Annotated in this window: 6 protein-coding genes; 5 read left to right on the forward strand and 1 reads right to left on the reverse strand. The window is 40.9% G+C overall.

Translation table 11 applies throughout. The features are described from left to right. The first annotated feature begins 81 nt into the window (after positions 1-81). From B9Y87_RS05180 to B9Y87_RS05195, 4 genes are all read left to right on the forward strand, one after another. Complete coding sequence (locus B9Y87_RS05180) at positions 82-3,246, forward strand: SusC/RagA family TonB-linked outer membrane protein (RefSeq protein ID WP_085496877.1); 3,165 nt, start codon at positions 82-84, stop codon at positions 3,244-3,246. Between the two features lie 10 nt (positions 3,247-3,256). Further along, on the forward strand, positions 3,257-5,038 hold the full coding sequence (locus B9Y87_RS05185; RefSeq protein ID WP_085496879.1) for a RagB/SusD family nutrient uptake outer membrane protein: 1,782 nt from the start codon (positions 3,257-3,259) through the stop codon (positions 5,036-5,038). A gap of 204 nt (positions 5,039-5,242) precedes the next feature. After that, a complete protein-coding gene (locus tag B9Y87_RS05190; protein WP_085496881.1) occupies positions 5,243-6,637 on the forward strand; it encodes a sulfatase-like hydrolase/transferase in 1,395 nt (464 codons plus the stop codon). A 15-nt stretch (positions 6,638-6,652) separates the two neighbouring features. Further along, entirely contained in the window at positions 6,653-9,271 is a 2,619-nt protein-coding gene (locus B9Y87_RS05195) for an alkaline phosphatase D family protein (protein WP_085496883.1), read from the forward strand. Positions 9,272-9,372: 101 nt separating this feature from the next. On the opposite strand, the gene B9Y87_RS05200 is transcribed toward B9Y87_RS05195, so the two are convergent. Next, on the reverse strand, positions 9,373-10,689 hold the full coding sequence (locus B9Y87_RS05200) for a Gfo/Idh/MocA family protein (protein WP_085496885.1): 1,317 nt from the start codon (positions 10,687-10,689) through the stop codon (positions 9,373-9,375). A gap of 727 nt (positions 10,690-11,416) precedes the next feature. Here B9Y87_RS05200 and B9Y87_RS05210 point away from each other — a divergent pair. Next, the gene (locus B9Y87_RS05210; RefSeq protein WP_085496888.1) at positions 11,417-14,053 is read left to right on the forward strand and encodes an MGH1-like glycoside hydrolase domain-containing protein; all 2,637 of its coding nucleotides are present in this window, start codon (positions 11,417-11,419) and stop codon (positions 14,051-14,053) included. Positions 14,054-14,058 lie beyond the last annotated feature (5 nt).

Here is a 14,058-nt window from a genome sequence, read left to right on the forward strand (position 1 = left end):
ATAGAAGCACTAAAAAAAAATTAGCTCGAAAAGAATTTTTCTAACATTAACATCAACCGATTAATAATTTAAACTAAATCAATGAAAAAACTAATTACAAAAGGATTCTTCCTACTCATGTTGTTCCTCAGTTGTGCTATACAAGCTCAGGAAATGGAAGTTAAAGGAATGGTGACAGATATGGCAGAAGTTCCCTTATCAGGGGCTTCAATTACGATAAAAGGTACTTCCAAGGGAGTCGTAGCGGATTTTGACGGTAACTACAGTATTAATACGTCCAAAGGGGATGTATTGATATTTTCCTATCTAGGGTACCTATCACAAGAAATCCAGGTAAATGACAATAGTACCATTAATGCTAAACTAGAAGAAGATGCCGCTTTATTGGAAGAAGTCGTCGTTGTAGGTTTTGGGATTCAAAAAAAGGCTAATGTAACTGGAGCCACAGGTTCCGTAGATATGGAGGATATTTTAGCGAACCGTCCTATAACAAACCCAATTGAGGCCATACAGGGAACTATTCCTGGATTACAGATAACCACTAATTCAGGACAACCTGGAGCCTCTGGTTTGGGCATCAATATTAGGGGAACAACTTCCATTAACGGAGGTAGTCCATTAATTCTTATGAACAATGTACCAGTATCCGTAGATGATATCAACCCTCAGGATGTACAATCCATTACCGTCTTAAAAGATGCCTCAGCAACTTCTATTTATGGAGCTAGGGCCGCATTTGGTGTAATTTTAATTACTACTAAAACTCCGGCTACCGACCAGCCCATTAAATTCAATTATTCTTCTACCTTTAGTTTCTTATATCCAGAGGATATCCCTGACAAAGCCTCCACCTATTCATTTATAAATGCTATCAACGACTGGGGTACCAATCCATTTTGGACAGGTCAAGATATCCCTGCCTGGGTGGGCTTTTTGGATGAGTACCAGGAAAATCCATCTTCATATCCCCTTGGATATGCGGAATTTAATGGGTTGCGTTATCCGTTGGCGGATACCGATTTGATCGGGGAATGGATAAACGATCTTGGATTTACCCAAATACATAATTTTGATTTTAGCGGGGGAGGCGAAAAAACAAGCTATAGAATTTCTGCTGGTTTCAGTGACGAGGATGGCATTATTATAACAAGGAATGATAGCTTTAAAAAATATAATGTTAACGCTTCCTTAACAAGTAAACTAACCTCCAAATTAACGTCCACGACCAATATCATTTACAGGAATAGTACTAGGAAAACACCGCTGGGAAGCTACAGTAATTCAATAAGTTTCAACCCTTATACCCCTGCCAGGGGCAACCACATCTTCGAAGATGGCACAGAAGTACCATATGACACCCCGGCCAATCGAGAACTACTAAAAGTTGCTCCTAAAATTCTCAACGACAATATTAGGTTCTTCCAAAAACTGGATTTCAATTTGGCCAAAGGTCTTAACCTGATCGGAGAATATACTTTTGAGAAAAAAAACCTAACCAGAACAACTAGTGACAATCAAATCTTGACCGTTAATCCAGAAAGGTTTGTTTTAAACGCTGTAGATCCTGTGAACACTTTTTTCCGAAAAGAAAATACCCAGACCAATTACAATGCGTTAAATTTTTACGGTAAATATGATAAGAGTATAGGAAAGCACAACTTTGGTATCCTAGCCGGAGTAAACAGTGAAGAAAATAGCTTTGAATCATTTGATGCCCAAAGAAACAATCTTATCAATGTTGACCTCCCCTCCCTGTCAGGTGCAACAGGTGCTCAAACAACGGATGACTCCTATGGAGAATGGTCGGTATTGGGTTATTTCGGAAGGCTCAACTATAACTTCGCTGAGAAGTACTTTTTGGAAGTGAGCGGCAGATATGATGGCTCCTCCCGTTTTCCTGAGGGTAACAGATTTGGCTTCTTTCCTTCCTTTTCCGGAGGTTGGCACTTGGGCCGGGAATCTTTTATGAAGTCTATTGGATTTTTATCCAGCCTAAAACTGAGAGGCTCTTGGGGAGAAATAGGAAACCAAAACACCCCCTCACTATATCCTGCAGTTCCTGGGCTTGGTATAACCGACTATGGGGATACAGGGACAATAAACTGGCTGAACGAAGAAACGGGTACTCGTTATTCAACTTTACTACTTCCCAATTTGGTTAGTTCTACTTTTACTTGGGAAACGGTTCAAACTCTAAATCTTGGGTTCGATGCTGCATTTTTTATGAACAGACTTTCTACCTCCTTTGATTGGTTCAACAGAAAAACTTTGGATATGTTGGCTCCTGGCTCAGAACTTCCAGGAATTTTAGGAGCCGCGGCACCCTTGGAAAACGTGGCGGATCTGGAGTCCCAAGGATGGGAATTAGGTATTTCATGGAACGATAAAATAGGAGAGTTTAGCTATAATATAGGGGCTACTCTTTATGATTATAATTCCAAAATTACCAAATTTGACAATCCTGCGGGCCTTTTGAGCCAATATTATGTTGGCCAAGAGTTGGGTGAAATTTGGGGCTATACCACGGATGGTTACTACACCGTTGACGATTTTGAGCCTGGTACACTTAACGAAGACCCCAATAGTCCAAATTATTTGACCGGTGGCACCTTAAAAGCTGGAATCCCATATTGGGAAGGACGCACACAAAATCCCGGGGATATCAAATATATCGATCAAGATGGAGATGGAATAATCACTGATGGTAATAACACCCTAGAAGATTCAGGGGATAGAACCATTATTGGCAATTCTACCCGAAATTATCAATATGGGTTTTTTGGTAATTTTAAATATAAAAATTTCGACTTTTCGTTTCTGGCCAACGGCGTTGGAAAACGGGACGTTTATGTTAACAATAGGGTCCGCTTTCCTTATTTGGACGAATTTTCGGTGGTTTATAAATCTCAGTTGGACTATTGGACCCCGGACAATAGGGATGCATTTTTCCCTAGAAACTACCCCTTGGGTGGCGTTAATTACGGGATTAGTAGAAGTACACAGACCAAGTATATGATAAATGGCGCCTATTTAAGGATAAAGAATTTAACGTTTGGTTATTCCCTACCGACGGACATTTTGAAGAAAAATGGTATAGACAAACTAAGACTTTATATTGCGGGAGAGAACCTTTTTAGTTTTAATGATTACCCAGACGGAATTAATACGGAACTGGCCACACAGGGAAGTGGGGGAATCTATCCCTTCATCAAAAGCTATTCCATAGGTCTTAACTTAACTTTTTAATTTCAGAGAGATGAAAAAAATATATACAAGAGTAATAATTCTTTTAACCTTTATCGGAAGTTCCTGTTCAGATGAAATATTGGAAAAACTTCCAAAAGATCAATTAACTGTATCAACCACCTTTACAACCAATAGCAATTTCGAAACCTATGCCTGGTCCATGTATGCCAATTCCTTTCCTGGGTATTGGGACTTAACTCCAATCAATAGGGAAATGGGAAGTGACCTTTTGGTCAATAATGCGGGAACCCAAGGGGATGAACTTTTATGGCAAAGAAAGACCGTGCCCTCTTCCTCCAGTCTCTGGAGTAACTCTTATATTAATATACGGCGCGCTAACCTAATGTTAGACAACATAGACAATAGTGAATTAACGGACGGTGAAAAACAACACTGGAAAGGTGTCGGACTTTTTTTCCGAGCCTATGAATACGTGCAGTTGATCGCCAATTATGGTGAAGTGCCATGGGTAGACAAATCACTTACCGAAGTGGACGAAGATATCCTGTACGGTCCTAAAACCAGTAGAAATGAATTGTCCCAATTTGTATTGAATGATCTATTGGAGGCTGAAAACATAATTAATCCTGAAGGCAGTGGCCCCAATACTATAAATACGGATGTTGTTCGTGCCCTAATTTCAAGATTTGGTCTTTATGAAGGTACTTGGAGGAAATATCATGGTCTTGGTGATGAAACTCGATATCTACAAGCTAGCGTTGACGCCAGCACTCAACTAATTGCCGATCATCCCAATCTACATTCCAGTTATGACGAGGTATTTAATAGTGAGACCCTAAATGGGGTAGAAGGAATTTTGTTGTACAAAGCCTATGAGTTTGGAGTCCAGAACGGAAGATGGTCCCATTACAACAGAAGTTCCATAGGTCACCGGGACCTTACCAAAAAAGCCGTGGACCAATACCTGTGCTTGGACGGTGAGACGATCCATACAAGTGATTTATTTGATGGGGAACAAGATGCCTATGACGAATTTAGAAATCGTGACCACAGATTATACTTCAATACCCCTCCACCATTTAGGGTATACACTGGTGGTCAAAACCAATTAACCTGGGAATATGATTCCGACCCAAAGAGTAGGGAATATATTGATTTAATGGCCACACTGAGTGATGATACCCATAAAACACTACCAACAATAAATTGGCGGGGCCTTGTGGTAAGAACCTCGCCTCACTTTAGAAAATTTAATGAAGGACATGGGTATAATGTAACTTATACCGGATACGCCTTCTATAAATTCTCGAATAAAATAAGTAGGCTACAAAATAGGGATTCCCACGATGCCCCAATATTTAGAATGGGAGAGGTATTTTTAAATCATGCGGAGGCCATGTATGAATTAGGTCAATTTACCCAAGAAGTAGCGGATGCTACCATCAATAAATTAAGGACCAGAGGAGCCGTGGCACCCTTGAACTTGGCAAGTATCCCCAATGACCCTACCAGGGATGCAGACGTAGCGCCTGCGCTGTGGGAAATAAGGCGCGAACGAGGTATAGAATTCCTAGGAGAGGGCTTGGGAAGGGTATTCGATATTAAGCGTTGGAAAAAGCTCGTAGAATATGGTGCCGAGGAAAAGCTGGGAAGATGGGTTGTTAATTCCGATTATGGCAACAATTTACCTGTCCAAGGAGGAGCTGCAGAAGGTTATGTGTCTCCTTTTGGAATGCCGCCAGGGGTTCCGGAACATTATTATTTGGAACCCATACCTTCCGACCAAATAGTGTTAAATCCCCAGCTGGAACAGAACCCAGGATGGGAATAGGGATAACTATTTGAGTTACTATAATTAGTTTAAATTTGGGATGCCCTGTTGTAAAAACGGGCATCCCATTTTTAATTATACTGAATGTTTACTATTTAGTTTTGTCACTTAATCTTATAAATAGGTTCTATTTATGAAAACAGCTCATACGTGCCCAACTATTTTGACTTTAATATTAACTTCCAAATAAGCTATTCTCAATCCATGAAACCCAATTTCCATATTTTAATCTATCTATTCTCATTTGCATTATTCTCACAAAAAAGCCATGATAAGACCAACGCAACAGATGACAGGCCCAATTTTGTGTTTATTGTTGCCGATGACCTTGGCTATGGGGATTTAAGTTTTACCGGAAGTACACAGATAAAGACCCCTAACATAGATAAATTGGCCCAAACAGGGATATTTTGTACGCAGGGCTACGTTTCCTCTGCAGTTTGTAGCCCATCTAGAGCCGGTTTTTTAACTGGCATCAATCAAGTGGAATTTGGTTACGACAACAATCTAGCAAACACCCAACCTGGATTCGACCCCCAATTCCTTGGTTTGCCCATAGGACAAAAGACCATAGCCGATCATCTAAAGCCCTTAGGCTATGTAAGCGGTATTATCGGAAAATGGCATTTAGGTTATGAGAATCAATTCCACCCTTTAAAAAGAGGCTTCGACGAATTTTGGGGCTATCGCGGGGGCGGACATGATTACTTCAAATCCAACCCAGAAGGAAAGGGATACATGGCCCCCCTTGAATGCAATTATAAGACCCCACATCCCATCACCTATATTACTGACGACAAGGGTGATGAATGTGTCGATTTTATAAAAAGACATAAAAATGAGCCGTTCTTTCTGTTTGCCTCCTTTAATGCACCCCACACCCCTATGCAGGCTATCGAAGCTGATTTGGCATTATACGGACATATACAGGATAAAAAAAGACAGACGTACGCGGCAATGGTACATAGGCTAGACGTAAATGTGGGTAGGATTATAGATGCCATAGCGGAACATGATTTGGACAAGAACACCCTTGTCGTTTTTATAAGTGACAATGGTGGACCCATAGATAACGGTTCCATCAACTCCCCATACAACGGCAAAAAAGGCACCTTGTTGGAAGGAGGGGTACATGTACCCTTTATATTAAATTGGCCCAAAACCTTGCCCTCTGGAGAAACCTACTCCCATATGGTCTCATCACTGGACTTTGCCCCTACCTTCTTGTCTTTGGCAGGTGGAAATGTAAAAGAGCACCCTTTTAGCGGTACCGATTTAATGCCTCACCTTATGGAAGATAGCAACCAAATACCCCATGACAATCTCATGTGGCGCTTTACCATTAGTGCGGCCATAAGGGAAGGTGACTATAAATTGATCCGACTTCCAGATCGATTGCCCCTATTGTTCCATCTTCCTTCAGACATTGCTGAACAGCATAACATAGCCCTCGACAATTTGGAAATTACCAGAGACCTCTTGGAAAAATTAGGAAATTGGGATGTATCCCTCCCCCACCCCTTATTTTTGGAAGGGGCAGAATGGAAAAAACGACAGCTTTACCAATACGACGATAGTTATCCTTTAATACAACCATAGTATAAATCACGATAAATGAACAGAAGAAAATACATCAAGACTATAGCGCTCGGAACCCTATTGCCCAGCTTTTCCGCCTCGGCATTCCCTTTTGGATTAGTCGGCCACAATAAAATACTTGAAACAATACAATTTAAGAGCAATTGGCACAACTGGCCAGATATGAAATGGGTAGGTCCGGAATATTGGGGAAACCGATTGCAGGATTGGCGACTTAAAAATGGGACGGTCGTTTGCAGCATTAGTGCTGAAAATAGAAACCTTCAATTATTGACCGTTCAAAAAACAGATTACCTGTCACCATTAAAGGCAAGCGTGGAAATTAACGTACTAAATAATAATATATCACCTACCGATAAAGGTTGTTTGGGAATACGACTGGGATGTAAAGGTCCCTTTGAAGATTACCGATCCGCGGCAGTTTTTGGCAAAGGGCTCGATATAGGACTAAATCCTAGTGGTACCCTACAGGTAGGAGATGCAACCTTTGCTACCAAACTTTCACAAATTCCAGACAATTACAGCTTAGTGGTGGAGCTTTCCCCTTCCCAAAACCAATACCTTTTAAAGGTTTTGATACTGGATTCCATAACCGATCAACCAATCCATACACAAGAAAATATAGCGGTTGATAGCAGCAGTGTTATTGGCAATTTTGCCCTACTCGCCGATGTAAAAACGGCTAAGATCCACGCATCCCAACCTTCTGCCTCGTTTTCCCATTGGAACATATCTGCAGATAATCTTATTTCAAACAAAGACCAACTATACGGCCCCATTTGCTTTGCCCAATACACCCTTCATGACCAAAAGTTAAAACTAACAGCACAATTAGCTCCTATTGAAGAAATTGAAGGTCATACCATTATGCTACAATTCAAGGAGCAAGGAATTTGGAAAACCGCCAATTATACCAAGTTGGAACATATAGGAAGAGCAATGAACTTCGTTGTTGAAAACTGGACTTCCAACACGGATGTCCCATACCGTATTCTGGTAGAGATTCCTTTAAAAAATGAAACCCACCAGTACACCTATGACGGCACCATAGCCCAAGAACCAATGGATAAGGAATCGGTTTCCGCCGCTGTATTTAGCTGTAACTTCCACTATGGTTTTCCTGATAACGACGTTTATGAAAATGTGTCCAAATTAAATCCTGATATTGTTCTCTTCCTGGGTGATCAATTTTACGAGGGTACCGGTGGATATGGTGCAGAACGAAGTGGCGATCTGGACAATCTATGTCTGGATTACCTTAGAAAATGGATGATGTTCGGTTGGTCTTACCGAGAATTGTTTAGACACAAACCCTGCGCCATAATCCCAGATGATCATGATGTCTATCATGGCAATGTATGGGGCGAGGGCGGAAAAAAGGCCGATACCAGTGAAGGCTATGGAATGCTGGCACAGGATTCGGGCGGATATAAAATGCCTGCCGAATGGGTCAACATGGTACAATTTACCCAAACCAGTCATTTACCAGATCCCTACGACCCTACCCCCGTACAACAGAATATCGACGTATATTATACAACTTGGAACTATGCCGGACTTAGTTTTGCCATCTTGGAGGACCGAAAATTTAAATCGGCCCCCAAGCATGTTTTACCTCCCGAGGCCCAAGTAAGGAACGGATGGATACAGAACAAGGAATTTGATATAAAAAAACACAAGGATATTGATGCAGTGCTTTTGGGGCAGCGGCAACACGATTTCATTGATCATTGGACCCAAGACTGGAACAATGGAGTAGAGATGAAAGTAGTGTTATCCCAGACCAATTTTGCCACGGTGGCCACCTTACCAAAAACCGCACTTAACGATGATGTGGTACCCTCCTTACCTATTCCTAAAAAGGGAGAATACGTACTTGGGGATGTCCCTACCGTAGATATGGATTCCAACGGTTGGCCGGCAAATAAAAGGGATAAGGCCGTAGCGTCCATTCGAAAATGTTTTGCCTTTCACATAGCCGGTGATCAACATTTGGGTAGTTTTATCCAATATGGTACGGATGAACATGGAGACAGTGGTTATGCTTTTGCCGGACCAGCCTTGAACAATATTTGGCCCAGAAGATTCTGGCCAGAAGTAAACAGTGATTCCCATACCTTTGAAAACCCAGCCTATGTTGGAGACCATGAAGACGGATTCGGAAATAAAATATCCGTGCATGCAGTGGGCAATCCGTTCAACACCGGGATTGAGCCTGCCATTATACATAATAGAGCAACGGGTTTTGGATTGGTGACCTTCAACAAGAAAGAAAGAACCATAACCACGGCCTGTTGGCCCAGATATGCCGACCCTGGTAGTACAAAAAATGAACAATTTCCCGGGTGGCCCATCACTATTAAACAAGAGGACAATTTTGGTAAAAAGGCTGTAGCCTGGTTGCCCACCATAAAGGTTATGGATGCAAGAAAACCGGTTATTTCAATTTATGACAACAAGGATCAGCTAGTATATTCCATTCGTATGGCAACGAACACCTTTGCTCCCAAAGTATTCGATCACGAGAAATATACCGTAAAAGTCCTAGATGTGGAAAACAATCGGAAAAAGACACTTAAGAATATCAGGGCCAAAACAGTTAATAAAAAAGTATTGGAGATTAGCTTCATTTAAATTAGATCGTTTCTTCAATTAAAGCCAAAGAAACCAATAAAAAATCCCAAACTTTCTTAGTTTATAGAAAGTTTGGGATTAATTATTACTGAATTTAGATCTTAAATCACAACCGTCTTTCCTGGAATAGGAATATTATAGGTACCATCGGCATTAGGCTGTACCGGTGCTGGTGAATCCCAAGTTAAATTGTCCGGAGCCAAGTCAATGTTGGAAGTCATTGCTTCTTCCCATTTAATTACCTTACCTGAATAAGTTGCCATCCTACCAATAATGGCACTCATTGTACTCATAGCACCATTTTCCGCATCCGTTATAACTCCCTTATTTCTTATAGATTCGAAAAGCTTAATATGCTCTACTTGGTAAGGGTTTGGATCGTCCTTTCCACGATGGGTAAAAATTTCTCCCCCGTCATAATCCTTTATAAAGGTATTATCCCCATAGGTTTCAATGGTGCCCTTGGTTCCTTGGAATGATTCCGCTACCCTACTCATGGTTTCCGGCATATGGCGACACTGACTGGCGATTACCGCACCACTTGGATAGGTATATTCTACAAAGTGATGATCAAAAATTTCACCGTGGTCCTTTCCTGTCCTTACTTGTCTTCCTCCAAAGCCTTGTGCCGATACTGGGTATTCCCCAATAAACCAGTTAGCAACGTCTATATTGTGGATGTGCTGTTCCAAAATATGATCTCCACATAACCAGTTAAAATAATACCAATTACGCATTTGGTATTCCAGCTCGGACTGTCCGGGCTGTCTTTCCCTTACCCATACACCACCACTGTTCCAATACACCTGCCCGGAAACAATCTTTCCTATCTTATTATCCTTTATATGCTTTATTCCCGCCAAATAGTTGTCCTGATAATGCCTTTGAAGACCAACCACTACATTTAATTTCTTTTCCTTTGCCACTTGCGCTGCAGCCAAAACCTTTCTTACACCCGGTACGTCTGTAGCCACTGGCTTTTCCATAAATACATGCTTTCCTTCATTAACGGCATATTCAAAATGCTGTGGTCTAAACCCTGGAGGAGTTGCCAAAATTACTACATCGGCCATGTTTATGGCCTTTTCAGCACCATCAAAGCCAACAAACTGATTGGCCTTGGGAACATTTACCTTCTTGGTATCCTTAAACTCCTTCTGCAAATTCATTAGACTTCCCTGCAACCTATCCTCGAAAGCATCGGCCATAGCCACCAATTCAACATTGGGATCCGCTTTTAAGGCCTGTTGTGCCGCACCTGTACCACGACCACCACAACCAATTAAGGCTATCTTCAACTTCTTGTCGTTAGCTACATTTACCATAGCATCCATTTGCATGGTAGGCAAAATCATTGCTCCTGTTACCAGGGCACTGCTCTTAACAAAATCCCTTCTACTGTTTTTAATATTGGTCATGGTGTTACTTGTTTGTTTAGTTATTTTTGATTTAATTTTAAATTGATTGTCAATTGCCTCCTAACAAAAATTTAAAGGGCAAATTGGTTGGTCAAGATATAGATTTATTTGGAAACGTACAATGTACATTTTTGTGCCATAGCACAAATTATGTTAAAAATTCAGTAATTTCCCCTATCGCGTAAGCTCTACCTTATTTATGATATTTCTGCAAAAGTTTTATCTGCATCTATTTTATTCAATTCCTCAAATATCCATTAACTGCCTCAAATTTTGGTCATTCATATAAGAGAATAAATTTTCATACGATGACAACTTCATGGACTCCTTATGACTATCCAAATCCATGACTTTTGGCAAGATCTTGTATTTGTTGAGAGTATAGCCAATTCCTATAACATTTCCTGCCACATCATATTTCTTATTGACCTTACAGTTCATTGTGGCTATGGCCACATAAACACTGTCCTTATTTTTTTCTCCAAATCTAACTTGGTTTTAAGGTGGCCATCCTGAATATGGGATACAGCTAGAAACAAATCTTACAGGAAGTTTAACGCCATTTTTTTTGATCATTAGCCTCAAAAAAAATGCCATCCAAGTTATCATTTAAACTATAGACGGGATAAATATGTGTTAAACATATCCTATCTTTAATTATAGAATTCAAAGGTGCCGGATGCAAACGACGCTAATCAACCGCATGACCTTTTTTTGATATTACAGAATGACTAAAGAAAGAACAGCTCAAGAACAAAAACGATTGGACGATTCCCGATCGAAAACGAAGGATTGGCATAAATGGGGTCCCTATTTGAGTGAGCGGCAATGGGGTACGGTTAGGGAAGATTACAGTCCGGATGGAGATGCGTGGAACTACTTTTCCCATGAAGATTCCCGTAGTAGGGCCTACAGATGGGGAGAAGATGGAATTGCGGGTATATCCGACCGATATTGCAATATATGCTTTGGAATAGCCTTATGGAACGGCAAGGACCCTATTCTGAAGGAGCGACTTTTTGGCCTTACAGGGCCACAAGGGAATCATGGGGAAGATGTTAAGGAGCTTTATTATTATTTGGAGAATACCCCTACGCATTCCTATATGAAGCATCTGTACAAATATCCTCAGAATGAATTTCCCTATGTACAATTAGTAGAAGAAAACAGGAGGCGGGGAAAACACGAATATGAATATGAGCTTTTGGATACCGGTATTCTAGATAACAATGAATATTTTGATGTCATAACGGAATATGCCAAGGCGGATAATGAAGATATTCTCATAAAGGTTTCCATTGTCAACAGAAGTTCAAAGTCTGCCCCCCTACATCTTCTACCTACCCTTTGGACCAGAAATTTGTGGAGTTTCGTAGGCATGCCAGAAAAACCCATCATAAAAAAACAGACCCAAAAAGACCAGACCTTTGTCTCCATAGACCATATTTATGTTGGCAAATACAACCTATATTTTGAAGCGCCAAGCCGACTGCTGTTTACTGAGAACGAAACCAATATGGAAAAGGTCTACGCACAGCCCAACGACCATCCCAATAAGAAAGATCTCTTTCACAAATCTGTGGTGAACAACGATTATTCCATAATTTCCAAAAATACCCAGGGCACCAAATTCGCACCTTTATATGAGATGCACCTTAAGGGAGGGGAAACAAAAACCATTAAATTGAGATTGACCGCCTCGTCCTTGGAATCCCCCTTCGATAAGCGTTACGAAACTGCTTTTACTAACAGAATCCAAGAATCCCAGGATTTTCTGGATACCACGTTTAAATCGGCTTCTATAGAAGCCAAAGAAATACAGAAACAGGCTATTGCAGGTCTATTATGGTCCAAGCAATATTACAATTACGAAGTGGAAAGGTGGCTGAAAGGCGATCATAACGAGATGCCCCCGCCAAAGAGTAGATTTAACGGCAGAAACAAGCAATGGAAAACACTGAGGAACCACGATATCCTTGCCATGCCCGACAAATGGGAATATCCCTGGTTCGCAGCCTGGGATACCGCATTCCATTGTGTTAGTTTGGCTTTGGTAGATTCCAGTTTCGCCAAGGATCAACTGTTGTTGTTTACCAAAGAATGGTATATGGCACCAAACGGGCAGATACCGGCATATGAGTGGAATTTCAGCGATGTTAATCCACCTGTGCAGGCCTGGGCCTCCCTACAGGTTTATCAAATAGAGAAAAATAAGACCGGTAAAGGGGACCTTGTATTTTTAAAACGGATGTTCAATAAACTGGCCCTTAATTTTACCTGGTGGGTAAACAGGGAAGATAGCCTTGAAAACAACGTTTTTGAAGGCGGGTTTTTAGGCCTGGACAATATTGGGGTCTTTGATCGTAGTCGGGATATTCCGGGAGGCGGTGTCTTGGAACAAGTGGACGGTACCTCATGGATGGCATTGTATTGCCTAAACATGTTGGAAATGGCTTTGGAAATAGCCCTTGATGACCAATCTTTTGAGGATATGTGCATGAAATATTTTGGACATTTTGTTTTTATTGCAGAAGCTTTGAACAATATAAGTCAGGATTATAATGGTTCTTGGGATGAGAATGACGGGTTTTTCTATGACAAGTTGGTATTTCCGAATGGCGATTCCACGCCTATCAAAGTGCGGTCCATTTCAGGATTGTTATCCCTTACAGCTGTATTAAACATCAAAAAAGAATACTTGGACAAACTTCCGCGGTTTAGAAAAAGTATGGAATGGTTTCGTAGACACCGCATAGAGAACGCAAAATATCAGGTCATGGAGGAGTATTTTGAAGATCAGGATGTGTTATTATCATTGGTGCCAAAAGATCGCTTGCAAAAGTTGATAGGAAGCATTTTAGATGAAAAGGAGTTTCTCTCCCAATATGGCATAAGATCCCTGTCCAAGGTTCACATAAACCCTTACACCATTCAGATAGATGGAAAATCCTATGGGATAAATTATGAACCAGCGGAGTCCACCACTGGACTTTTTGGAGGAAACTCCAACTGGAGAGGCCCTATTTGGATGCCCATGAACTATTTGTTCATCAATTCCTTAAGGGAATACCATAGCTACTACGGCAATAAGTTGAAATTTTCCTATCCAACAGCTAATGGCAATATGATGAATTTAAAGGACATTAGTGATGAGATTGGGAAAAGACTGATTCAACTTTTTGAAAGGGATACGAACGGCAACAGACCCGTTCACCAATTACACAAAGAAAAATACCAAGACCCTCATTTTAAGGACCTGATCCTATTTTATGAGTATTTTCACGGGGACAGTGGTAGAGGTGTAGGAGCTTCACATCAAACCGGATGGACTGCTTTGGTCGTAAATTTAATGGAAGAAATATAATTGTA

The sequence above is a fragment of the Arenibacter troitsensis genome, from assembly GCF_900177645.1.
Classification (GTDB): domain Bacteria; phylum Bacteroidota; class Bacteroidia; order Flavobacteriales; family Flavobacteriaceae; genus Arenibacter; species Arenibacter troitsensis.